This window comes from Pseudomonas sp. 7P_10.2_Bac1 (assembly GCF_025465935.1).
In the GTDB taxonomy this organism is placed as follows: domain Bacteria; phylum Pseudomonadota; class Gammaproteobacteria; order Pseudomonadales; family Pseudomonadaceae; genus Aquipseudomonas.
In genome coordinates, this window is record NZ_JANLNV010000012.1 from 80,212 (window position 1) to 103,968 (window position 23,757).

Sequence of the window (23,757 nt, forward strand, 5' to 3'; positions counted from 1 at the left end):
GGGTCAGTTCGCCTGGAGATAATCTGTGAGGAACGCTTGTGCATTACCCTGGCTCGACAGGGCCTCGTTATAGTAGACAGCCAGCGCTTTCGTTTCGCCCGGCAAGTACAGCTCACCCCAGCCGTTACGCACGATCAGCACGACGAATTTCTGTCCGTCTACCGTGGTGGAATAACGCGTGTCCTTGCTAGTCTTCTCGACAGCCATCTTCTGAATCTTCATGTTCCAGTCGTGGTCAGCACCTTCGACTTGCACCAGTGCCTGGTTATCGGCGCGCGCACCGATACGCAGTGTCCAGACTTTCACGCCTTCCTCACCCGAATACGCAGCCACCTTATCGGCTACTTCCGGGCGTTCTTGTGCGTGGACATTGCCCGTCATGACAGCCAGTGCCATGCCTAGCACGGCAGCCCATTTGCGATAAATCAGCATTCTCAGGTTCCTTGAATTTTACGGCCGACCATTGAAATTCACCCTTGGCGATCTGCCAACCGTGCAGGCCGTTGCGCACAACAAAGAGACAGTGGTTCACAATGACGGGTGACGGAGTAAAATGCCGCGATCACTCAAAGACGAGATCCAACCCTTCTCGATGAAACGCCAGAATCCTTATCTCGATATGCAATTCTGCTTCGATCGCCCGCAGGCTCTGGAGCATGCCGGTGTATTCGATGACAGCGCGCTTCAGGTGACCGGTTCTGCCATTGGCCACTACCGCGCGCGCACTGTGCGCCCAGGCCTGCAGTATTTCGACTGTGATTTGCAATTCCCCGAGCCGCTGACTATCCACAAGGTCCTGCCTGACAGCCTGTGCATCGTGCAGGTGCTCGGCGGGCAGTGGCAGCATCGCGTCGATGGAATGCACAATGAATACACGTCTGGCTCAGTGCATACGCTAGGCCTGAGTGAAAGCATGGAAACCGTAGATCAACTGCCCGCCGGTAGCCATGCGCGAATGGCCGGGCTACGCATCGCAGGCGATTATCTGCGCGAACTGGCCGAAGAAGACCCATCGTTTCAGGCGTTGCTCAAACTGCTCAGTGACGGGGTCAAGTTCTCCGAACTTCGCAGTTGCCCTGCGGTGGGGCGTTTGCTGGAGCGGATGTATTACTCTCCCTATCAGGGGGCTTTGGAGCGCCTCAATCAAGAGAGCCTGAGCCTGGCCGTGCTGGTGGAACTGGCAGCGCATCTTGCTCCCCATTCGGCCAAACCAATACCAGCCGTGCGCGGTCAGGCAGATCTGGCGCATGAAGCGCGGTTTCAACTGGATGCCAACCTCATTAACCCTCCGGGTACTCAGGCGCTGGCGCGCAGCTTGGGGGTAGGGGAAACCACGCTGCGCCGGGCGTTCAGTCGGGTTTACGGCCAATCGATGCTCGAATACGTGCGCCAGCAGCGCATGGAGCTTGCTCGCGATCTGCTTCGTCAAGGCAAGTGGCAAGTGGCGCAGATTGCCTATCGTCTAGGTTATGCCAATCCCGCCAACTTCAACCATGCCTACAAGGCCTGGTTTGGCCACTCGCCAGGTGTCGAACGCTAGACCGCAACGGGTCGTATGTCCATCAAAACGAATCCAGCTGAACTTTCCGGACCACCATGGCCTCCCATCTTTTACGCGTCGGATAAATCAAGCGCCGCAGGCTTGATTTGATGACCTTGATACGAAAAGGGAGTGACCACTATGAGCAATCAATTGATGGGCAAAAAAATCCTTTTCATCACCTCGAATACGGGGATCGAACGGGACGAACTGATCAAACCGCTGGAAGCGCTCAAGGCCCAGGGGGCTCAGGTGACCTTCGGCTCAAGTGATGGCGGGGCTGTCCAGACCTTTGTCCAGGACACAGAGAAAGATCGCGTCGTTGAGTCACAGACTGCATTGGCTGGGCTCAAAGCGTCGGAGTTCGATGCGTTGGTGATTCCTGGCGGGACAGTGAATGCCGACACGCTGCGGCTGGATGAAAACGCACTGCGCCTGGTCAAGGCATTCGCCGATGCGGGTAAAGTCATCGCTGCGATTTGCCATGGGCCGTGGGTGCTGATCAACGCCGGAGTTATCCGTGGCAAGACCCTCACCTCGTACGCCAGCGTCAAGCTCGACCTGGAAAACGCCGGTGCTGCCGGATGGGTCGATGCCGAACTCAAGCAATGCAAGGCCAATGGATGGACCTTGATCACGTCGCGCACGCCAAAAGACATTCCGGCCTTCAATGAGGCTATCGTTGCGGCGCTCAAGGTGGCGTAAGGCTGACCTACATGTGCCCGGTTGATCCATAACCGGGCGCTTTGCCTATTTAGAGGATATTGAGCGGGTACTCGGTAATCAGGCGCGTCTGCACCAAATGGCCGCCGGTGGACGCATCACCGCTGTGCCAGGCTTCTCTGAGGCGGAAGCTCAACTGCTTGGCCGGACCGCTCTGAACGACGTATTTCACTTCGGCGTCGGTTTCGTTTTCTTGGTCGTTGGCGCCGTAGAACCCAGCGTAGGCCGAGTTGAGGCCGGTATGCGTACCGTCGATGCCGGTACCGCGGATGTGGCGGGCCATGAAGCTCAGGCCTGGGGTGCCTAAAGTGCTCATGTCCAGGTCATAGCGCACTTGCCAGGATTTTTCCCCCGGGCCGTTGAAGTCCGAGTATTGCACCGAGTCAGCAAGGTTGATCGAGTTGCCAAAACGGCCAGCGCCGACACCTGCGTTGGTCGCCCCAAAGCCGACATAGTCGAACGGCTCGTCACCATTGATCTTTTGCCCGGCCAAGGTGAAAGTCTGTGCGCCCAGGGTGTAGGCGGCTGCCAGCGAGGTCGCGGTGGTGTTGATGGTACCGGCCTTGGCGCTGCCATCATCCAGTGTGCGATAGAGGTTGAAGTCCAGTGCGATGGATTGATTGTCGGCCAATGGGTGCGCCAGGTTCATGTTGACGTAGTACTGATTCCACACATCTTCCAGGTGCGCACCGTACAGCGAGGCGGTGAACTCCTTGCTGAACTGGTATTTGCCACCGGCGAAGCTGGCCGACGAAGCATCTATACCGGCATAGCTGGCCAGAATGTCGCCGCTGCGCGAGGTGGTGGTGTTGCCGGTGCCGGAGGTGTAATGACCGGCTTCCAGGTTCAGGCCGGCGATTTCATGGCTGTCGATCTGGAAGCCTGTTGCGGTCTGTGGCATCAGGTAGTTATCAGCGGTGGCGAAAACCGGTGCAGTGGGCTGCAAGTCGCCCGCCTTGAGGGTGGTATTGGAAATACGGACCTTGATGTCACCGCCCGCCTTCGCGTAGCCATGGTCCGGGTGACCATTGGCGTCCGACGGGAAGGTCGGGCTGCCGGCGCGGTCGGTGTTGCCGTCGATGCGCAACGCCAGGTCGGCAAACGCATCAATACCCACGCCGATGGTGCCTTGGGTGAAGCCCGAGCTGAAGGTCGCCATCAGCGCCTGGCTCCAGTCACGGGTGTGACTGTCGGTGTGAGTCTGGTTCCAAAACACGTTGCGGTTGAGAATGTTCAAACTGCTGCCTTCGACAAATCCCGCAGAGTCGGACTGATCGCTGGCATAGCTCATGGCCGGCAAGGCGAATGCCAGCGCCACGGCCAAGGTATTGAGCTGAAGTTGCGGTTGACGTTTTTTCATTATAGGTAGCTCCTTTGCACGGTTCGTGTTGGAGCATTAAGGCGATAGCTCTGACCATCAACAAATGAAACCAGATGAATATTTTTATACCTGGCCCGGCGGTATTTCAGGCAGGCATTTTAACGCCGCTGCAAGCCGTCCCGAAGATCGCAAAACGCTTGCTGTCCAGTGAGTAACACTGGCTCGGGCGCACGGTGACAGAGCGTAATTGGCAGGCGCTGAACGCCTGAATGTATAAGAGATTTCACCTCATCAATACTCGCTTCGTCATCTCGCCAAGCTAATGCCAAGCCCGCTCTTTCAGGGGCGATCAATAGTGAAAACTGATCGCCGATCCATTGCCGGGGTGCGGCAGTACCCCCATCCGGATGCCGTAGATTGCGGCCAATACTTCACTGTTCATCAACTGCGCCGGTGGGCCTTGGAGCAGCATCCGCCCGCTGTGCAAGGCCACCAGATGGTCGCAATAACGCGCAGCCATGTTGATGTCATGCAGCACCACGACAACGCCCAGTTCCAGGGTGTGGCTCAAATCGCGAATCAACCCCAGCACCTCGACCTGATGCGCAATGTCCAGCGCCGAGGTCGGTTCATCGAGCAGCAGATAACGGCTGTTCTGTGCCAGCAGCATGGCCAGCCAGACCCGCTGGCGCTCGCCGCCAGAGAGGTTGTCCACCAGGCAATTGGCATAAGCGGTGGAGTGCGTCATTTCCAGGGCCCGATCAACCTGTGCGTGATCTTGGGCGCTCATGCGCCCCAAGGCGCCGTGCCACGGGTAGCGGCCAAAGCGCACCAGCTCACGCACGGTCAGCCCCTCGGATGAAGGCAGTTGTTGCGGCAAATACGCCACCTGCTGCGCAAATTCGCGGTTTTTCCAGGACGACAACGGCACTCCGTCCAGTTTGATCGTGCCTTGGCTCGCCGCTTGCTGACGGGCCAGCAACTTGATCAACGTCGACTTCCCCGAGCCGTTATGCCCGATCAAACCGGTGATCTGTCCCTGCGCCAAGGTCAGGTCCAGCGGGTGCAGCAGGGTGCGCCCGGGAATATCAAAAGAGACGGCCTGCAACTCGAACATGGGCGATTTCCGGGAGTAAACGTTAACGTCGTCAGGTGGCGGATTTTCAAGCGTCATGGGCCAGCTTGCCTTCGAGCAGCCGGATAACCCTGTCGGCGCAATCAAAATAACGGTCGTCATGGGACACGACAATCAGGGTCGTGCCTTGTTGCTTGAGGTCGGGGAGTATCTCCCGGTAGAACACCTGCCTAAAGGTGGGGTCCTGGTCGGCAGCCCATTCATCCAACACCATCACGGGCCGGCGTTCGAGGTAAGCGTGGACCAGTGCCAGGCGTTTGCGTTGGCCGGTGCTCAGGTCCGTGGTTGAAAAGCGCCCGTGGTCGAGGGTGACGCGGTGATCCAGGCCGAGCCGGTGAAGGTAAAACTGCGCTTGCTGGACGCTCGCGTGCGGGTTGTCGCCGCACAGCAGCGTGTCAAACAGGTAATAGTCAGAAAACACCGCCGAGAATAATTGGCGATATTCATCCCGGCGCGCAGGTTCCAGTGGCTGTCCATCAATTTGCAAAGCGCCTGCCCCAAGCGGGTAAAGGCCTAACAGGGTCTTGAGCAGCGTGGTTTTACCGCAGCCGTTTTCGCCGACGATGAACACAGTTTCTCCCCGGCGAATCTCCAGGCTTAGCGGGCCCAGTTCAAAGCGTGAAGGTACGTCTTCAGCCTGCGGCGGGCAGTAGCACGCTTCAATCAGGTTCAGGCGCTCGAAGGCGGCGTAGCCGGGTTGCGGTGTAGCGCCATGCAAGGCAGTAGAGGCCTCGCGCTCGAAGCGCGCCGACAGCTCCGTCAGCCGTTCAAGAGCCACTTGTGCGCGGCCGATGGCGGGCAGGGCGCTGACAATTTCCTGGATCGGCCCCTTGATGTAGAGCAACACCAGAACGAAACCGCTGACCACCGCGCCGTCAATCTGGCCAGGCCAGAACTGGCGTGTCAGCACAATGATCCCGATCACCAGAAAAAACAGCACCGAGCCAAAGGCGTTGGCGCTGACGAACACATTGGCAGCGCGTACTCGCAGGCGATAGATACCGTTGATGGTGTTAGCCAGTTGCTGTTCTTGAAGGTACGCGCGGCGCTGATGATTAAGGCGAAGCTCTTTAGCACCATCGGTGATGGCGCGGTAATGTTGCTGCAAGTCATCTTCGAGTGCCCGGGCACGGGCAAAGCGGCGCAGGCCAAGACGCCTAGCGGCACTCTGGATGTAAGCCCCCAGAAGAATGGCCAGAGCAGTGATGGCTAGCAGAATCGGCGACAAATACAGCAAATAGCCCAGGCATCCAAGCAGCGTGGCAATGGCGATGGCCAGGCTTGAAAACAAAAACGAAAAGGCGCTGAGGGTGTCGATGTCCTGGTTCAAGGCGGTGATCAGTCGGTGACTTTTGAGCTGTTCGATTTGTAGCAACGGTGCCTGGAGGATCTTTGCGCAGAGGTCTTTACGCAATGAAGCGATCACGCGCTGGCCGACGATATTGTTGCCGATGTCGGACACCACTTCGCCTGCGACCGTCAGCAAGCACAGGCCGGCAAAGCTCAGCGCCAGACTGGCAAGATCGATATCCGGGCTGTGTAGCGCTGAGTTGGTGACTGCCAGCAGGGCGCCGGTGGCCACGCCACTGGCGGTGCCCATAAGCGTGGCGAACAGACTGATGGGCCAGAGGCGGCGGAGCAGGCGAAACAGTTCGGCGAACATGGGGCGGAGTCCTTGGTTAGCGGGCTTGGCGACGGCTGAGCAGCCACAGCAGGTAGGGGGCGCCGATCAGGGTCACGATCATTCCGGCGGGTACTTCGCGGGGCATCAACGTTGTACGTCCCAGCCAGTCGGCCAGTAGCATGGCGCTGGCGGCGACGGGCAGGGCGAGGGTGACTTGTTGCATCGGCGTTCGTGCGCCGAGCAACAGCGCCAGGTGCGGTGCAATCAGGCCTATGAATGACAGCGGGCCCACCACCAGGGTGGCGCAAGCGGTTTGCAGCGCGATCAACAGCAACAGCAGCAGGCGGGCAATGCGGGTGCCCAGGCCGAGCGCCCGTGCCGTGGTTTCCCCCAGGCCCAGCAAGCCCAGTACGCGGTGGCAGGCCGGAGTGGCAGCGCACAGTAGCAACGCCATGCCTGCGGCGAAGCCTGCATCGCTGTTGTCCAAACCGTAGGTCGAACCGGCCATCCAGGTTAGCAAAGCCGTGGCGCGGTCGCCGCCGTTGGCAATCACAGCGCTCAAGGCGGCCTGCAATACAGCCCCCAGGGTGATGCCGGTCAGCAGCACGCTTTCACCGGCAAAATGCCCGCGGCGGGTAAACCACAGCACCGCCGCCAGCGCCAGCAGGGCACCGCTAGCGCTGGCGGCCATCTGTGTCAGGTGGCTCATCTGAGCGCCGCCCAGCACCAAAACCACCAGGCCCAGCGAAGCTCCGCTGCTCACGCCGAGCATTTCCGGGCTGGCCAACGGGTTGCGGGTCAAGCGCTGCAACAGGGTGCCAGACACCGCCAACAGCATGCCTGCCGCCATGGCCGCAATGGCGCGGGGCAGCCGCCACGTCACCAGCGCTTGAAGTTCATGCCCTGTGCTCACGTGCCAGCCATGCGGCCCGGGGCTCAGTGTTGCAGACAGGGCCAGCGCCACGGGCACGCTCAGCATCACCAGCAGGCAGTGGCGTTTGAAGTGAGGCTGAAGACGTAGGGAGATCAGTAGCGCCGTGCCACGCGAAGCCCCTGGCGCGGCGGCCGGCAAGCGCAGCATCAACAGCAACATCAAGGGCGCACCGACCAGCGCGGTAATGGCGCCCGTGGGAACGGCGATCCCCAACACCCGATTGAGCGCCTGCACACCTTGGTCGGCAGTGGCCAGCAGCAACGCGCCACACAGCGGCGACAACCACAACCGGCGAGTCAGCCGTCGGGCGCCGAGCAGCCGTGCCAAGGCTGGCGCGGCCAACCCGATAAAGCCAATCACACCGATGGCGCTGACCACCGCGCCACTCAGGCCGACCGCAATGGCCAGTACCAGCAACCGGCTGCGCTGCGGTGCCAGACCGAGGTTGCGGGCCGAGTCATCTCCCAGTTCGAGCAGTGCCAGGGCGCGGTGCAGCAAGACGCTGGCAACGAGTCCGACGCTCAACAGCATCGCCAACAGTTGCGTATTGCTCCAGCCTTGCTGGGCCAGCGATCCGGCACCCCAGATGAATAGGCTGCGCAAGTAGGGCGCGTGAAACAACTGCAGCGTGGTGGTAACCGCGCCGAGAAACAGGGTCACGGTCAGCCCGCAAACGCTGATCCGCACCGGTGTGAATCCAGCGGTGCCGGCCATGCCGAGCACCAGTGCCGCCGACGCCACGGCGCCAAAAAGCGCGACACCCAGGCTCGATCCAAAACTGCTGGCCAGTAATGACGGAGCCCAGAGCGTGGCGCAGGTCAACGCCAATTGCGCGCCACACGAGACCCCCAGTGTCATGGGTTCTGCTAACGGGTTACGCAACACCTGTTGAAACAGATAACCGGAAAGTCCAAGCAAAGCCCCGCCAAGCGCCCCCGTCATCAGTCGCGGCAACCAACTGTCGTGGACAATCACCTGATGGATTTGCGCGATATCGGGCGCCGTCAACGCGACCCACCATTGATCCACGGGCAACAGAATCGCCAGGTTGCTGGCACTCAGGGCCAGCACCAGCAGCGCCAATATCCCCAGCACCGGCCACCACCGCGTGTGTGCTTGAGGCCCGGTGGGTGTTGGATAAAGCCCGGCGCGTGGCTTAGCCAAGGGGGCCATCATGGGCGCGTCATCCTTTGCAGCGCAGTGCTCAAGGACTCGGCAAATCGCATCGCCGAAGGTAGCATGCCAAACCCCCAAAAGGGTGGCAGAGCGCCAACGCGTCCCGAACGAACCTGAGGCAAGGCCTGCCAGACTCGATTGGCCGTCAAACCGCTGGCCAACGCAGGGGGCAGATTGCCGAAATACAGCACGTTGGCGTCGGGTCGGGCGGCCAGGTCTTCAAGCCCGGCCACGGCGATCCCCCAATAATCGGTCGGTTTCTGCCAGGCGTTATCCAGGCCCAGTTGCGTGAGCACATCACCGAACAGGCTGCGTGCGCCGTAGACACCCATGTGCAGCGGATCAAAAAATTGCAGCAGGTACACCGGCGACCGGTGGCCCTGCAACTGGCGAGCGCAGGTCGCCAGACAGTCTCGGGTTTGTTCGATCAGTGCTTCGGCGCGTTCGCTGCAGCCCAGTGATTGGCCCAAGGCTCGGGTAATTGCCACGGAGCGCCGATAAGGATCGCCGGTTTCGGTGTAGATTGCCGGCGCCTGAACCTGCGCAATGCGCTCCAGCACTGCACGTTGTTCATGCTGGCTGGCGTTGATCAGGATCAGGTCCGGCCTCAGTTGCTGGATTAACTCCAGGCTGGGCGTCAGGCGCAGACCCACGTCCGTAACGTTGCCGGGAACAGCGGGTGCCACCACGCTGGCCTGATAACCCTCGATTTCGGCCATGCCCACAGGCGTAGCGCCCAAGGCCAGCAGGGTTTCGGCCAGGCCCCAATCGAGCACCACGGTGCGCGGGCCGGTCACTGTTGCGGCCCTGGCACGGGCCGTTGGCAGCAGGGCCAGGCCAGTCAGCGCAGCCAGGCCGTTGAGCACATCCCGTCGTTTCATCACCAGCGGTAACTGGCGCTGGCCAGCACTTCGCCGCGGTCGCCGTAGGTACAGATGTTGCTGTTGAAGCACGACGATACATAGCGGCGATCAAGCAGGTTTTTCGCGGTCACGGTCAGTAGCCAGTGCTGACCGGTGTCGTAGTGCACCGAAGCATCGGCCAGGGTCACCGACGGCACGCGCAGGCTGTTGGACTGATCGTAGCTGGCGCCCAGGTAGCGCACACCGGCACCGAACCCCAGACCGTTCAACGTCCCTTCGTGCACGGTGTAGTCCAGCCAAGTCGAAGCGACGTGAGACGGGATGCCCCACGGATGCTTGCCTTGCAGCGAAGTGGTGGTGCCGTCGACGGTGGTGGTACTGTCGTTGGAGTCTGTGGTGATGTTGCGCAAGTAGGTGTACGAGCCGATCAGTGCCAGATCATGCGTCAGGTTGGCGTGGCCTTCGAGTTCTATGCCACGGGCTGACACTTCGCCCGCCTGGTTGCTGAAACCGGGATGCAAGGGGTCCGACGTCAGGACATTCTGTTCCTTGAGGTCAAACACCGCCGCCGTTACAAAGCTGTCGCTGCCCGGTGGCTGGTACTTGATGCCCAATTCATACTGCTTGGCCGTGGTCGGCTTGGCGGCACTGCCGTCATAGCGCGTAGCCGCTTGCGGGTCGAACGACTTGGCGACGCTGAAGTAGGGCGCCAGGCCATTGTCGAACAGGTACACCACGCCGGTGCGCCAACTGAATGCACGCTCGGACTGCTCGCTATAAGTGCCTTGCACCGGGTTGTCGTCATCGGAGCGCACCCAGTCTTCGCGCACGCCACCCAGTACACGCCACTGGCCGTAGGCAATCTGGTCCTGTGCGTACACGCCCGTCTGGCGTTGGCGGATCAAATCATCGGAACTGGTCGACGGCCTGGTCACGGGCAGGTAGATCGGGTTAAAGGCATCAAGGGCAGGTGCGCCGCCCAGACCTACCTTTTCTTCGTAGAGCACGCGCTGATAGTCCACGCCCATCAGCGCGGTGTGGGCCAGCTCGCCGGTATTGAAGCGGGCCTGAGCCTGGTTATCGACCGAGAAAAACTTGGCGTTTTCATCATTAAAGAAGGCGTAACGGTTGAGCACTTTGTTCGAGCCGCTGGCGTAGCCATTGGTGAACACATTGCTCAGTTCATCCTTGACCTCGGTGTAATGCATGTTTTGCCGCAGGGTCCACACAGAGTCCAGGTGCTGCTCGAATTCATAGCCCACCGAGGTCTGGGTTTTACTGTGATGATCGAATCCAGGATCGCCCAGGTAATGGCTGGTCGGGATCTTGCCGTTGCTGCCACTGATCAAGCTGCCAACGGCCGGGACGAAGTTGTAATACCCGACATCCGGGTCACGTTGATATTTGGCCATGACTGTCAGCGAAGTATCTTCATTGGGCTGCCAGGTCAGGGCCGGGGCGATGTACAGGTGTTTTTGCCGGGCATGGTCAACTTGTGTGTCAGTGTCTACGCCGACCCCCGTGAGCCGGTAAGACAGGGTGTCAGAGTCGGCCAGCCGCCCACCCAGGTCGAACCCTGATTCCACCCGGCCGTGACTGCCCGTGGTGGCGAACACTTCATGGAGTGGCTCGGTGGTCGGTTTTTTGCTCACCAGATTGGCGACGCCGCCCGGATTGGCCTGACCGTAGAGCACCGATGCCGGGCCGTGCAGCACCTCGATGCGCTCAAGCCCGTAAGGGTCGAAGCTGGGCACCGCATAGCCAAAGCTGCTGTCGCTGGGCAGGCGCGCGCCATCGAGAAACTGCTCAAGGTAAAAACCGCGACTGATGAGATACGGTGCCCCGGCGCTGGAATTGCCGCGCAGTTCAGGAATGACACTGGCGGTGTAGCGCAGCGCCTCGGGAATGCTGTTGGCACCTTGGCGGGCGATCTGCTCTTTGGTCACCACCGACACCGATTGTGGCGTTTCGATCAGCGCGGTGTCGCTTTTGGTCGCGGTTTGCGCTTGTTTGGCGACCACGCCGTGCCCCTCGTCGGCGGGGTTGTCTTGTCGCGCAGCGGAAATGTTGGTGGCCGGTAATTCAACGTCAGGATCGACGTCCGTGGTGGCGGCTTGAGCGAGCAGGGGCGGGGCGATGCCCATCACCCCCAGGAGCGCGACCGTTTGCCAATAGCCTGTTTTCGCCTGCCTTGTCGCCATGTGATTCACCGATTCAATAAATGCGTATACGAATACTTCTTGATACGCAGAAATTAACTCGGCTAGCCTGCACACGTCAGGACAACTTGCGCACTAAAACCGTCAGTAATGTCCGTATCTATGTCGTTTTGAGGTAAAGGGCATTCGAGATGGACAGGCAACCTGTGTTATTGCAGACCTATGGCGCCGCCAATGCGCCAAAGGCGGTCATCGGCCAAGCCATCGACTACGTCGACGGAGCTCATGAAATCGCCCACGTGCACCATCGAGCGCAACTGGTCTACGCGTTGAGCGGCAGCGTACGGGTCATCACTCCTTCGGGCTTATGGGCGCTGACGCCGGGCAGCGCATTGCTGATCGGTTCGCGGATCGAACACGAGTTGCAGATGGTCGGCCGGGTGGCCATGCGTACGCTCTATATCAACCCCGAAGCCTTGGGCGGCGTGCTGGACGAATGCCGGGTCATCACCGTGGGGCAGTTACTCAATGCGGCGATCAGCGCGATGTTTGAAACGGAACTCGATGACGAACAGGGCAGCAAAGACACGCTGCTGGTGCCACTGATATTGCGCCTGCTGCAACAGAGCGACGCTCATCCGCAGGTCGGGCGACTGCCGTTACCGGCGAACCCACGCTTGCGCAGCATCTGCACCGCCCTGATTCAGCAACCGGCCAACAACGACACGCTGGAGCGCTGGAGCGAACGAGTGCATGCCAGCGCGCGCACCCTTGCCCGATTGTTTCGACAGGAAACCGGCATGACCTTCGGCCAGTGGCGCGAAGAACTGCGCCTGGCCGACGCGCTATCGCGGCTGACCCTGGGCCAGTCGGTCAGTGATGTAGCCCGGGAGTTGGGGTACGCCGACGTGCGTACGTTTACCGTGATGTTCAAGCGCGCATTTGGTTGCACCGCACAGCAATTCAAGGCGCAGGTTGTCTCAAGGTCTGCTGAGGCTAGCGTGGTTTAACGTGGTCCCAATGCCTTGCACAAAGCCTGGGTGTTCACGTTGCTTGAGGCGTTGAGTTGTCTGTTGTTCGCGAAATTGACTCCCATTTATCGATCTGAGCAATAAAGTCCTGAGTGCGCGAGCGAACTAATTTCAACGCATCGTTACCCAGCAACATATGCAAGGGCGGTTCATCCAGCTCCAATAGTTCCAACAACACTTGCGCTGCTTTATCAGGTGCCCCTGCTTGCAAGCCACTCTTGGCCTTGCGCGCCTCACGGATGGGATCAAACACTGCGTCATAATCGGCGATATGGCGGTTAGCGCGCACCATCGAACGTCCAGCCCATTCAGTCCTGAAAGACCCCGGTGCCAGCGCCATAACTTTTATTCCAAACGGCTCGACTTCTTTGGCTAATGACTCGCTGATCCCTTCCAACGCAAACTTGCTGGCGCAGTAATGCAGCGAGAGAAAACGCCAGACCTAATCCAGAACTGACACCTGTAATTAACCAGACACGTGATGCCTTCTTGTGTGCCTTCATGACGTTCCCCACTTCTGAATAGAAACAGCTCAAGTTATGTCGTTATCAATTCGGCCTGACCGTAAAGTTTCAACCCGTTAATTATGTTCAGGTCTTTACGAATCTTCGGGATAACCATACGTCTTGCGAGAAAGGCAATAAATGCACAAAGAAGATAATGAGTCATTACACAAGGTTATCAATCAGACAGAAACCTTGGGCGCTGTGCAGTCTGGGCCGGAGCCCGTGTGAGCCCGGTAAGCTCTTATGGCCACTGAAATCCGCGGCCTATGACACGCGCAACTCGCGTACTCCTCGGCCTGTCCTGCGCCGCAGCAATGTGCGCAAGGTGACCCCGTCCGCATAGCCGACTTGTTCGGCAATCCGATCGACAGTGAGGCTGCTCGTCCTGAGCAGATGAACCGCACACTCCACCCTCAGATCCTGAATGTACTCGACAGGTGTTTTACCGAGCACAGCATTTAAATGCCGTGTAAGGGTTCGCTTGCTGGTCGCCAGGGCTTGGGCGGCGGCATCCAGTGAAATTGCCGCACCCAGGTGTTCTCGCACCCAACGATCAAAACGTTCTACCAGTGGGTCTGAATGAGCAATGTGATCTGAAATCGCGTACACCGATTGCGACATCCGGGTATCAAACACCAAATACTTTGCGACGAGCGCTGCCAAGTCCGGACTGCTGTTGCGAATCAGCCAGAGTGTTAGATCCAGATGGCTGAGCGCAGCTCCAGCCGTGAGTGCGCGTTTATCAGGGACGACAATACGATGCGCATCCAGGTGCACGTTGGGGTAGCGCTGGCGAAACAGAGATGAAAGCCACCAGGTGGTAGTGGCTGCAAGATTGTCCAACAGCCCGCTCTCTGCCAGCACGAAGGTGCCGGTGCAAGCGGCTGCGATTTTGGCCCCGCCCTTGTGCCATTTACGCAAGAGACTCAACGCTTCGACGACATCGTCTCGGTCGAGTACAGGAACCAGGGTTTCTGCGCAGATGTAATTAAGCGCCGGCAAGACGACCCAATCCGGGGGCGGCGCATCAGTCATGTCCAAGACCGGAACTTGCATGCCCAGCGCTGTACGCACCTGAGGGCGTACTCCTACCACCGTAATCTCGAAACCCGGCGTGGCAATCCCATTGGCGCGCGCCAGACCGTTGGCCATGGTCAGGCTGTCGAGCACTGTGGTGAGGCCTGTATCAAACACTCCTTCGAGTGCGAGAACAAAAATTCGCATGGCAGAATCGATACCAAAAATGTCGATAACGACAACATACATCGACCTTTTCTGTTCGTATAGTCAATTCCACTTAACACGGTGCTTGAGCAACTGGAGAAGAGAGATGATTAAACGAGCCTTGTTTGTCCGGCTTGAGGCCAAACCCGGAAAAGAGCAGGCGGTTGCAGATTTTTTGGCGATGGGACTCGAAATAACAAAGCAGGAAATGACTACGCCGATCTGGTTTGCATTGAAGTTGTCGCCGACAACCTTTGGTATTTTTGATGCATTTGCAAGTGATGAAGATCGTCACATACATCTGCAAGGAATTCTGGCGCAGAAGTTGAGTGCGCGTGCTGATGAACTGCTGGCAAGCCCTCCGTTGATCGAAAGTATTGATGTGCTGGGTTTGAAGATTGAATTGGCTTGATCCGTTCGAATACGGATGTTGCTATAACCGCGCAAGTTTCTACGCTCTGCGTAAGTGCTTGCATTAATGTTGCACTGTTCCGTGAGGCAGGTTTCTTATGTTGAATCATTGCAAGATGGCTTTGTTGCTTGCAGCTGTTGGTTTTTCGGGTTTGTCTTTCGCGCAAATGCACGGTGCCAAACCAGAACGAATACGCGGTGATATCGTATCGTTTAAAGGTGAAACCTTAACGGTACATCGTGCAAGTGGCGACACGGTTTTAATTGATGTCAAACCTGAAATCGGTGTCTCTTCATTCAAGCCCGCCATGCTTTCAGACGCCAAGGTGGGGTCTTATGTCGGAACGCCGGCGATTACCGGCAGCGATGGAAAAATGACAGCCACTTCAATGATTGTTTTTCCGGAGGCGGCGCGTGGTACTGCTGAAGGCCATTTCCCATATGATTTCGGTCCTAACAGCACAATGACCAATGCCAACGTTGTCTCGATGGTCACTGGCGCCGCTGGACGAGAGTTGCATCTCTCCTATAAAGGCGGCACAAGTACAGTTACGGTGCCTGAAAATGTGCCTGTTGTGACTCCTGTTCCCGCGAGTAAAGACGACCTGACAGTTGGCAAAAAAGTATTTGCTGTCGTCACACCCTTAGATAAAGGCGTGTATGAAGCCCAAGTGTTATTCGTTGAGAAAGACGGTATTGTTCCGGCGTTCTGATCGCGGGTGTTTCTTGGGTGGAGTGGCGGTTTGAATTGTTTTTCCATGCTCAATTGACCAGGGTTTTAGTCCGCCTACAGGATTAGGATCAAGTGATGGAGGCTGAATTGAATCGTATAACGCTTCAGCCTGTATGGGTTCGTGTCACGCACTGGATAAATGCTGTCGCGGTTGTTCTCATGATGTTGAGCGGTTGGCAGATCTATGATGCTTCACCGATTTTTCCAGGGTTAGAGTTTCCTGCTTCTATTACCTTGGGAGCTTGGTTAGGTGGAGCGTTGCAATGGCATTTTGCAATTATGTGGGCGCTGGTTGCGAACTTCTCAGTCTATGCAGCCATGTTGTTCGTGTCAGGGCGCTTCCAAAATAGACTGTTACCGATAACCATCAAGCTACTGGCTGCGGATTTAAGTACTCTGTTGCGTGGCAAATTTTCCCATCAGGACCTCTCGCGCTATAACTCGATTCAAAAACTTGCCTACCTTATTGCTATCGTTGATGGGTTAGTACTGATTCTTTCGGGATTGGCACTATGGAAGTCAGTACAGTTTGCGCTGCTTCGCACATTAATGGGCGGGTATGACCGTTCTCGAGAGGTCCATTTTTTTGCAATGGGTGTGATGTTTATATTCATTGTTGTGCATGGGGTTATGGTCATGCTGGTACCGCGCACATTGCTCCTGATGATACGTGGGCGATAATATGATTTTTAAAACTGATAAAAGTAAATCAAGTCTAATTATCGCGTCGCATGCTGATTCAATAATCAAGGATGCACGCAGCGAGTTAAAAAATCCGGCGCGCCGGATCTTTGGCAAACACATGCTCACCTTGGGCGGTATCGCCATGCTCTCAGGGTGTGACCTGTCCAGTGATCTGTCTGTGAATACAATGTTGCGCAGAATGTCCTTGTTAAATGATGACACTCAAGGGCTGATTTTTGATCCGCGTATTATGGCCCCGACCTATCCAGAGTCGATGATTGCGCGACCGTTTCCGTTTAATGCGTTTTACGATATAGATGACGTGCCTGTCATTGATCCCGTTTCTTATCGGCTCGCCGTCAGTGGTCTTGTCAATGGACAAAAGCTATGGACACTTGATGAACTTCGAGCGATACCGCAGGTAAATCAAATTACACGACATATCTGTATTGAAGGGTGGAGTGCAATTGGTCGATGGGGCGGGGTGCGTTTCTCGGAGTTTTTGAGGCGTTGTGGAGCGGATACCACGGCAAAATATGTTGCACTGCATTGTGCCGATAATTATTGGACGAGTATTGATATGGCCAGTGCCTTGCATGCTCAGACACTGCTGGCACTCACATACGACGGGGACGTTCTGCCGCCGAAGTACGGTTTTCCCATAAAGTTACGCGTACCAACCAAGCTGGGTTATAAAAACCCAAAACATATTGTGGCGATCAGTGTGACGAATGAATATCCAGGCGGTTACTGGGAAAACCAGGGCTATAACTGGTTTGGCGGATCTTGATAGCGGCTCGACTGCAGGCGTGGGGTTGCGCAAATCGACTTGCCGTTTCGGAAAACTGATTGAATTTATTGTGCTGTTAATCCTGGCAATTGTTTAACAAGTGGATATTCCACCCTGTTGTTGGTGTGCCCTGTAGTTCTTCTGGAGTCGCGACGCCATAACGGCGACGCGGAATACTTAAATACGGAGCCAAAAGATGAACGAACAAATTGATATGAATGGGATTTATCCTTTCCCATCGTCGATGAAGACGCAGACTATCGATGTTAACGGTACCTCCATTCATGTAAGGGTTGGCGGTCAAGGGCCGGCAGTCATCATGCTGCATGGTTTTGGTACTACTGGTGATATGTGGGGGCATTTAGCCCATGCACTTATCGACGATCACATGATTATCGTGCCTGATCTGCGCGGACTTGGGCTTTCAGCCAAACCTGAGAGTGGCTATGACAAGAAAACGCAGGCTACGGATATTGTGGGGGTTCTGGATGCCCTTGGTGTGCGTACTGTCGAGTTAGTGACGCATGATATCGGGATCATGGTGGGTTATGCCGTCGCGGCTACTTGCCCCGAGCGGGTGAATCGCTGGGTTGCCATCGATGCACCGCTGCCGGGTATCGGACCTTGGGATCACATAATTCAAGATCCGGCTATGTGGCATTTCGGCTTTGGCGGTCAGGACATGGAGCGGTTGGTTGCCGGTCGAGAGCGTATTTATCTCGATCGATTCTGGAATGAACTTTCTTATGATCCAGCGCGCTTTGATGAGAAAAAGCGGCAGCACTATGCTGAGCTCTATGCGCTACCTGGGGCGATGCGGGCGAGCTTTGAGCAGTTTTTAGCGTTTACCCAGGATTCGCTCGACAATACGTGTCTGCTCTCTCAAGGCAAACTCCAAATGCCCGTCCTGGCTATCGGGGGTGAAGTTACATTCGGTCCCATGATAGGTCAGGTAATCCGCTGTGCTGCCGACAATGTCGAGGAGGTCATACTTCCAGAGTGCGGCCACTGGATCACTGAAGAGCAACCGCTGGCAACGACGCGTTTGGTGGTCGATTTTTTGCGTCGTCTTTGAGTTGTGCATGGCTCAGAAGAGACTTGGCTGTATTCAAACGTACGGATAGCTGAGCGTGCCCCTTAAAACCTGTCGGCTGCCTGCCAGGCAGCCGATATGGTCGTACTCAATTCGCCTCATCCGCTGGATCTTGCGCCCCGACATAGACGATCAGGCGCAGGTGGCGATCTTCATCGATGGTCAGGGAGGTGTGCTCGAAAGGCATGGCTTTGCCGTTGATGTTCAGCGTGCGCAGGCCGTTGCAGGGGGCATGTACGTCATGCTTGCGCCATCCATTTTTGAACTCGGGCGAAACCCGTTCCAGTTCGTCCACCAGTTCGTGAATGTCAGCTTCTTGCGTCGCGCGAGCGAAGTCACGGCGAAAGCTCGACAGCATCAACGGTGCCTGTTCATCCCAAGCGTCCAGGCGTTCACGCAGTACCGGATCGGTAAACAGCAGCCAGAGCAAATTGCGCCGTCCGGGTGCGTGCGTAGCAAAGGCAAATAGCTGATCGGCGTGGGCATTGAAGCCCAGCACATCCCAGCGCAGGTTAAGTACAAAGGCCGGGTGCGGCAGGTCGTGCATCAGCCGCCGTATCAGCGGCGGCAATACGCACCATGTCTTGCCCGGTTCGGCGGGCGGCCGTTGGTGAGCCAGCAGAAACAGGTGGCGCCGCTCGGCGGCGTCCAACTTCAGTACACGCGCCAGATTGTCCAGAAAGCTCGCCGACACACCGATGTCGCGACCCTGTTCGAGCCATGTGTACCAGGTCAATCCGACGCCAGCGAGCGCGGCAACTTCTTCACGTCGAAGTCCCGGTGTGCGACGGCGTCCGCCGCTGGGCAGGCCTACTTCGTCGGGGGACAGTCGCTGACGGTGTGCCAACAGGAAAGCCGCCAGATCGGAGCGCGTTCGTTGCAAGGTTCGCATCGTTTATCTCGTTGCTTTTAGTAATAGCATAAGTGGTTAAATTGTAATGGTTTGAAAAGGCTTCAAGAATGATTGCCTCTTCACCCTGGATACACAAGATGAACTCACAATCACATGCTTCGGTATTGCCTGAGCGCGCCGTCAATAGTCCGCCTTGGGCGGGGCTGTCTGTGTTGCTGTTGGCGGGATTTGTCACGATTTTCGATCTGTTTGTGGTCAATGTCGCCATCCCCTCCATGCAATCGGGCTTGGGTGCCAGCTTCGCGCAGATTGGCTTTATCGTGGCCGGTTACGAGTTGGCGTTTGGCGTTCTGTTGATTAGCGGCGGGCGCTTGGGCGATCTGTTTGGTCGCCGTCGACTTTTTGTAGTCGGCATGGCCGGATTCACGCTGGCCTCTGCGCTGTGCGGGCTGGCACCTAGTGCGAACGTTCTGATCGGTGCGCGGGTATTGCAGGGTCTGGCGGCGGCCTTGCTGTTCCCGCAGGTCTATGCCTCGATTCGTGTCAGCTTTGATGGCAACGACAGCCGCCGTGCCTTTGGCCTGCTGGGCATGACGCTGGGGCTGGCCGCCATTGCAGGCCAGGTATTGGGGGGCTGGCTGGTGTACGCCGATCTGTTTGGGCTGGGCTGGCGCAGCATCTTTCTTATCAATGTGCCGATCGGGCTGTTTGCCATCGCGGTGGCGCGCTATATCCCTGAATCGCGTGCGCCGCAGCGTGCTGCGCTGGACTGGACAGGTGTTGCGCTGGTCAGTGGCGGGCTGGCATTGCTGCTGGTGCCATTGATCGAGGGGCCTGCTCACGGCTGGCCCGCCTGGAGCCTGATGTCGCTGGGGATGTCGGCGGTGTTGCTGGTGCTGTTCCATCGACAGCAGGAACAGCGACGGGCTGCCGGCGGATTGCCCTTGGTTGACATGCGACTGCTGGCCCAGCGCCGCTTCGCGCTGGGTGCTCTGCTGGTGCTATTGGTGTATTCCACATCCAGCTCGTTTTTCCTGTGCTTCGCCTTGTTGGTGCAGACCGGGCTAGGACTTGATCCCTTCGTGGCTGGCAGCATTTTCGCACCCTGCAGTGTCGGATTCGTCCTGGCATCACTGGCTGCGCCAAAGCTGGTGGCGCGTTGGGGAACGCGCGCTATCGTCGGCGGGGCGGTGGTTTACACCGTCTCGATCGGGCTGCTGATTGCGCAAGTGTGGCTGGCGGGCGCAGCGCTGGCGCCCGCGCGGCTGATTCCCGTGTTGATCGTGGTGGGCGCGGGCCAAGGCTTCATCATGACGCCGCTGTTGAACCTGGTGCTGGGTTTTGTCGAAGAAGCCCAGGCGGGTATGGCCTCGGGTGTCATATCGACACTCCAGCAGGTGGGCGCGGCATTGGGCGTGGCCGTGGTGGGCCTGCTGTTCAGCGGGGCACTCGTTGCAGGTGATGAACCCATGCTGCGAGCAGACCAGTACACCTCGGCCTTTGTGGCGGGAATGCTCTACAACTGGGGCGCGGCCTTGCTGGTCTGCTTGTTGCTGTTGATGCTGGCGAAAACGCGGCGTTGACCGGGTAGTGAATAGGCGGCTGTTAATCGGAACGCTTATTCACTCATCACAAAGTGAACATGGAAGTCGAAGGGGGACTTTCTATTGATGTGGCTAAACTTTGCGGTGCATTTTACTTTCATGGAACCGGTCGAATTCGCGCCGAGAGTTCTGATCGGTGTCACGGCGTAATCAGGATCTTGTGGCCTTGAGTCATCACGATTAAGAAAGCGCAAGAACACCTCCATGCCGGTGACGAAGACGCAATGATGATTGCCACTTGAATACGTCAGCGTTTGTCGGAATACCGGCATGACTGGCCCATCTGAGTTCTCCGGACTGTGGGGTGGGTAATAGTCGGGGAGGGTGTCATACACAACTTTATAGATTCTTTGTTCATTGGGCGCTATGGGCTCGTTATCGGATGCCGGGTTGAATTTACCGGTGTCTGAGCGCGTGAGCGAAACAGGCCTGGAGGTGTGGTTGGTCACTTCAAATGTCACATAGGTGTCGTGGGCGATTGCCAGTGTCGGGCCAAGGGATGCCAATATCCCCAGCGATAGGACCAAGGGGAGGGGGTTGATGATGTTCATGTTCTATTAGTCCATTAATAAGGGAAGCAATATCCACTATTGCTGTATTTAAGTAATAGTGCAGGGCGCTGTGTTTAAACACGTGATGCGCTGCATATTGGTGTGCGAATTATCTTGTTCTACTGGCGAAATTAACTTGAACGTATTTGGAGTCCGGAAAACATGGGTTTCATCACAGCGGCGCCAGCCTCTGGACTTTAGGCATCTGCGCTTGGTTATGAAACCGCTGTTGATTTGAGTGGGTTGAACTGCCAAAGGCCTCTGGCTGGAGCGGGACTAGGCTCTGTACGAAATGTATCTACGCTCGGTTATGCGGTGTTGAAAACAGGCTCGCCTGACCTTCGCCCGAAAACATTCGTACAGACCCTAACAGCTCAGAGCGCTTTTACCTGGCAATGCTCACTTCAGCGCACCCTTTCAAGCATGCTGGTAACGATACTCCTGGGTAACCCCTCCATAGCCATAAGCACTGGCCCTGCAGTCGATGATGTGCACATTGGAGTGTGGGTGCAGGTTGCCGATCAACTCGGTCAGCAGCGCGTAGGCCTCCCGATGGAAGCGGGCTTTTTGCGCTTTGGTGTTGGTTTCATCGGTGATGGTTACCTCCAGGCGGAACGCATTGCGTTCATGTTCGACCAGCGAGCGGTTATGAATGAACCATTGGTCATGCGGAACAAAATCGACAATCAGTACGGTCTGTTCCGGGCGCTTTTCCAGCACCTCGCAAGTCAGTGCAGTGAGCTGCGGGACGATCTGGCGGATCAGCTCAGGGTTACGTTCGCCGGAGATTTTCAAAGTGATGCCTGGCATGGGAAGTTCCTCGCAAGGGTAGGGTGAGGAGCCAGCGTAAGAAAACTATTCGATTTTGAAAAACGGGAAGATAGAATGGCATCTATCGGAAAAAACGCAGGATAACCATGCGCCCCTTTGACCTTGAGCAATTGCGCTCCTTCGTCACCATTCTGGAGGCCGGTAGCCTTTCGGCTGCGGCCCCTAAGCTCAACCGTTCGCAGTCAGCGCTCAGTGAGCAGTTGCGCAAGCTGGAAACCTTCACCGGGGTGGCGCTGCTGGAGCGCGGCAAAAAAGGCGTGAGCCCGACACCCGCTGGCGAGCGGTTGTTACCTCAGGCGCGAGAGTTGCTGGCGCTGAGCGATTGCGTGCTGGAGGACATGCGCGGGGTGACCTTGACCGGGGAATTACGCCTGGCCATTACCGACTATTTCTTGCCAAGTGCCATAGCGGGCATGTTGAAAGGGTTGCGCACACGTTACCCGCAACTTCGCTTGCATGTGTCTGTGCGCAAAAGCCTGCAGATCGAAAAGGGTGCCAACAGCGGCGAGTTCGATATTGGTCTGTCGATGCGCATCCTTGACGGGCGCAGCCTCCCCGAAGGGATTGCGGTGCGTCGCGAGGCGCTGCGCTGGGTGGCGCTCACCGGCTTTGAAGCGCAGCGCGAGCACGCGGCGCCGCTGCCCTTGGTGGTGCTGCCTCAGGACTGCAGTTTGCAGCGGTTCACTGTTGACCGACTGGATGCGCACGGGGTGGCGTATGTCATCGCGCATTCTGCTTCCGGGGTGGCAGGCCTGCAATCGGCGCTGCTGGCGGGGCTGGGGGTGGCGTGCTTGAACAGCTCGGCGGTGCCGCCCGGGGCTGAAGCCTACCGGCCGGCTCAGGCGCTGCCGGCGCTGCCCGATGTCGAGTTCAGCCTGTTGCCGCCGCGCCCGGGCGAAGCGCCGTTGGTCGGCGCGGTGCGAGATATGCTGGTCTCGCACTTTTCCTGAACATCCGTCTTGTAGTCAGGCCTGCTGGCCCATGCTGTTCATCAGCGCCCGCAGGTCTTTGTCCAACTGAATGCGCAAGCCACGGATCAGTAGACGAGCGTTTTCCCCCAGGGGCCGGCCGGGCCGGAACAGCAGCAGGCTGTTGAAGCGCACGTCCAGGGAAAACGGCCTGATCACCAGCCCTCGATCGATGAAGTCAAACGCGGCCAGTGGATTGACGAAGGCCACCCCCAGGCCGTGGATGGCCATTTCACACAAGGTGTGGGCATAGGCCGTTTCGATGCGGATCTTGAGTTTGACCCCATTGGCCTGCAGCGCTTGTTCGAGCCGCCTGCGGCTGCTGTCCTCGGGGTTGAGGGCCAGAAACTCTACGTCACTCAGGTCATTGGGCGTGATCATGGGGCGAGCTGCCAATGGGTGCGAAGGGGCCATCGCAATAATGCCGGGGGCATTCATGAAGTGTGAATGCTCAAGGCCCGCCACCGGCATTTCATCGGCCATCAGGCCAAAGTCGCACAGGCCGGAGGTGACCTGCTGATGCACCTCACGCGAACTGAGAATGCGCAGTGACACACTCAAGTCGCGTTGCGCCGGATGGAATGCGGCCAGCGCCCTGGGCATGAAGGCGTACCCCAGCGCTGGGTGAGTAGCCACCACCAGACGGTCGGTGCCGTGATGGCTGAGGCTTTTGAGACGATGCTCGATCATCTCGAAGCCCACAAAAAACTGGTCGACATCCACCATCAGTGCCTGGGCTTCGGGCGTCGGTATGAGCCTGCCGCGCACGCGGTCGAACAGTTGCAACTCGGCGCTGCTTTCCAGTTTGCGGATCGCCTGGCTGACGGCGGGCTGGGAGATGCCCAGCATGCCAGCGGCCTTGCTGGTGCTGCCGGTCGTCATTACGACTCGGAAGATTTCAATTTCGCGGACGCCCATAGACTGTATAACTTTTACTTATTGAGTTAGTAATTTGCAGCGTAGCGAAAGTGTGGAGATTGCTCAAGAATTGACCTCACAACGT

23 protein-coding genes are annotated in these 23,757 nt (G+C 57.7%); 10 read left to right on the forward strand and 13 right to left on the reverse strand.

The annotated features are described in order from the left end of the window. Positions 1-3: 3 nt before the first annotated feature. Positions 4-432, reverse strand: coding sequence for a hypothetical protein (locus NTD86_RS03210; RefSeq protein WP_262200706.1), 429 nt, complete (start codon positions 430-432; stop codon positions 4-6). A gap of 160 nt (positions 433-592) precedes the next feature. Between NTD86_RS03210 and NTD86_RS03215 the strand changes: the two genes are divergently transcribed. Beyond that, positions 593-1,540 carry an AraC family transcriptional regulator gene (locus NTD86_RS03215; RefSeq protein ID WP_262200742.1) on the forward strand — a complete coding sequence of 316 codons (948 nt, stop codon included), beginning with the start codon at positions 593-595 and terminating at the stop codon, positions 1,538-1,540. Between the two features lie 141 nt (positions 1,541-1,681). Next, positions 1,682-2,245, forward strand: coding sequence for a type 1 glutamine amidotransferase domain-containing protein (locus NTD86_RS03220; protein ID WP_262200707.1), 564 nt, complete (start codon positions 1,682-1,684; stop codon positions 2,243-2,245). Positions 2,246-2,294: 49 nt separating this feature from the next. Here NTD86_RS03220 and NTD86_RS03225 read toward each other — a convergent pair whose 3' ends face one another. The 6 genes from NTD86_RS03225 to NTD86_RS03250 all read right to left on the reverse strand — a co-directional run bounded on the left by NTD86_RS03225 (position 2,295) and on the right by NTD86_RS03250 (position 11,517). Continuing rightward, positions 2,295-3,623 (reverse strand): OprD family porin, encoded by a 1,329-nt coding sequence (locus NTD86_RS03225; protein ID WP_262200708.1) that lies wholly within the window; start codon positions 3,621-3,623, stop codon positions 2,295-2,297. A gap of 310 nt (positions 3,624-3,933) precedes the next feature. Then, positions 3,934-4,701, reverse strand: a complete 768-nt coding sequence (locus NTD86_RS03230) for an ATP-binding cassette domain-containing protein (RefSeq protein WP_262200709.1) — start codon at positions 4,699-4,701, stop codon at positions 3,934-3,936. 46 nt (positions 4,702-4,747) lie between these two features. Then, on the reverse strand, positions 4,748-6,382 hold the full coding sequence (locus tag NTD86_RS03235; RefSeq protein ID WP_262200710.1) for a cyclic peptide export ABC transporter: 1,635 nt from the start codon (positions 6,380-6,382) through the stop codon (positions 4,748-4,750). Between the two features lie 16 nt (positions 6,383-6,398). Further along, the gene (gene fhuB, locus NTD86_RS03240; protein ID WP_262200711.1) at positions 6,399-8,453 is read right to left on the reverse strand and encodes a Fe(3+)-hydroxamate ABC transporter permease FhuB; all 2,055 of its coding nucleotides are present in this window, start codon (positions 8,451-8,453) and stop codon (positions 6,399-6,401) included. Further along, the gene (locus NTD86_RS03245) at positions 8,450-9,334 is read right to left on the reverse strand and encodes an ABC transporter substrate-binding protein (protein ID WP_262200712.1); all 885 of its coding nucleotides are present in this window, start codon (positions 9,332-9,334) and stop codon (positions 8,450-8,452) included. The genes fhuB and NTD86_RS03245 overlap by 4 nt, the downstream gene beginning before the upstream one ends. Beyond that, the gene (locus NTD86_RS03250) at positions 9,334-11,517 is read right to left on the reverse strand and encodes a TonB-dependent siderophore receptor (protein WP_262200713.1); all 2,184 of its coding nucleotides are present in this window, start codon (positions 11,515-11,517) and stop codon (positions 9,334-9,336) included. The genes NTD86_RS03245 and NTD86_RS03250 overlap by 1 nt, the downstream gene beginning before the upstream one ends. Positions 11,518-11,666: 149 nt before the next feature. On the opposite strand from NTD86_RS03250, the gene NTD86_RS03255 reads away from it, so the two are divergent. Beyond that, on the forward strand, positions 11,667-12,485 hold the full coding sequence (locus NTD86_RS03255; RefSeq protein ID WP_262200714.1) for an AraC family transcriptional regulator: 819 nt from the start codon (positions 11,667-11,669) through the stop codon (positions 12,483-12,485). A gap of 34 nt (positions 12,486-12,519) precedes the next feature. Here NTD86_RS03255 and NTD86_RS03260 read toward each other — a convergent pair whose 3' ends face one another. Both NTD86_RS03260 and NTD86_RS03265 read right to left on the reverse strand, forming a co-directional pair. Further along, positions 12,520-12,930, reverse strand: coding sequence for an SDR family NAD(P)-dependent oxidoreductase (locus NTD86_RS03260; RefSeq protein WP_262200743.1), 411 nt, complete (start codon positions 12,928-12,930; stop codon positions 12,520-12,522). Positions 12,931-13,276: 346 nt separating this feature from the next. Continuing rightward, on the reverse strand, positions 13,277-14,236 hold the full coding sequence (locus NTD86_RS03265) for a GlxA family transcriptional regulator (RefSeq protein WP_262200715.1): 960 nt from the start codon (positions 14,234-14,236) through the stop codon (positions 13,277-13,279). Between the two features lie 106 nt (positions 14,237-14,342). Here NTD86_RS03265 and NTD86_RS03270 point away from each other — a divergent pair, with 106 nt between their 5' ends. The 5 genes from NTD86_RS03270 (at position 14,343) to NTD86_RS03290 (ending at position 17,929) form a co-directional block, all read left to right on the forward strand. Beyond that, positions 14,343-14,648 (forward strand): putative quinol monooxygenase, encoded by a 306-nt coding sequence (locus tag NTD86_RS03270; RefSeq protein ID WP_262200716.1) that lies wholly within the window; start codon positions 14,343-14,345, stop codon positions 14,646-14,648. A 115-nt stretch (positions 14,649-14,763) separates the two neighbouring features. Beyond that, positions 14,764-15,360, forward strand: coding sequence for a hypothetical protein (locus NTD86_RS03275; RefSeq protein ID WP_262200717.1), 597 nt, complete (start codon positions 14,764-14,766; stop codon positions 15,358-15,360). A 95-nt stretch (positions 15,361-15,455) separates the two neighbouring features. Next, on the forward strand, positions 15,456-16,061 hold the full coding sequence (locus NTD86_RS03280) for a cytochrome b/b6 domain-containing protein (RefSeq protein WP_262200718.1): 606 nt from the start codon (positions 15,456-15,458) through the stop codon (positions 16,059-16,061). A gap of 1 nt (position 16,062) precedes the next feature. Beyond that, positions 16,063-16,854, forward strand: coding sequence for a molybdopterin-dependent oxidoreductase (locus NTD86_RS03285; protein WP_262200720.1), 792 nt, complete (start codon positions 16,063-16,065; stop codon positions 16,852-16,854). 196 nt (positions 16,855-17,050) lie between these two features. Beyond that, a complete protein-coding gene (locus tag NTD86_RS03290) occupies positions 17,051-17,929 on the forward strand; it encodes an alpha/beta fold hydrolase (protein WP_262200721.1) in 879 nt (292 codons plus the stop codon). A 106-nt stretch (positions 17,930-18,035) separates the two neighbouring features. On the opposite strand, the gene NTD86_RS03295 is transcribed toward NTD86_RS03290, so the two are convergent. After that, the gene (locus NTD86_RS03295; protein ID WP_262200722.1) at positions 18,036-18,839 is read right to left on the reverse strand and encodes a helix-turn-helix transcriptional regulator; all 804 of its coding nucleotides are present in this window, start codon (positions 18,837-18,839) and stop codon (positions 18,036-18,038) included. Between the two features lie 98 nt (positions 18,840-18,937). On the opposite strand from NTD86_RS03295, the gene NTD86_RS03300 reads away from it, so the two are divergent. Further along, positions 18,938-20,383, forward strand: coding sequence for an MFS transporter (locus tag NTD86_RS03300; RefSeq protein ID WP_262200723.1), 1,446 nt, complete (start codon positions 18,938-18,940; stop codon positions 20,381-20,383). A gap of 35 nt (positions 20,384-20,418) precedes the next feature. Here the strand turns inward: NTD86_RS03300 and NTD86_RS03305 are convergent, their stop codons facing one another. Together NTD86_RS03305 and NTD86_RS03310 are read right to left on the reverse strand one after the other, a co-directional pair. Further along, positions 20,419-20,955, reverse strand: coding sequence for a hypothetical protein (locus tag NTD86_RS03305; RefSeq protein WP_262200724.1), 537 nt, complete (start codon positions 20,953-20,955; stop codon positions 20,419-20,421). Between the two features lie 417 nt (positions 20,956-21,372). Then, positions 21,373-21,765, reverse strand: a complete 393-nt coding sequence (locus tag NTD86_RS03310; protein WP_262200725.1) for a tautomerase family protein — start codon at positions 21,763-21,765, stop codon at positions 21,373-21,375. Positions 21,766-21,872: 107 nt separating this feature from the next. Here NTD86_RS03310 and NTD86_RS03315 point away from each other — a divergent pair, with 107 nt between their 5' ends. Beyond that, positions 21,873-22,736 carry a LysR family transcriptional regulator gene (locus tag NTD86_RS03315; protein ID WP_262200726.1) on the forward strand — a complete coding sequence of 288 codons (864 nt, stop codon included), beginning with the start codon at positions 21,873-21,875 and terminating at the stop codon, positions 22,734-22,736. A gap of 15 nt (positions 22,737-22,751) precedes the next feature. Here NTD86_RS03315 and NTD86_RS03320 read toward each other — a convergent pair whose 3' ends face one another. Then, positions 22,752-23,672, reverse strand: coding sequence for a LysR substrate-binding domain-containing protein (locus NTD86_RS03320; protein ID WP_262200727.1), 921 nt, complete (start codon positions 23,670-23,672; stop codon positions 22,752-22,754). Positions 23,673-23,757 lie beyond the last annotated feature (85 nt).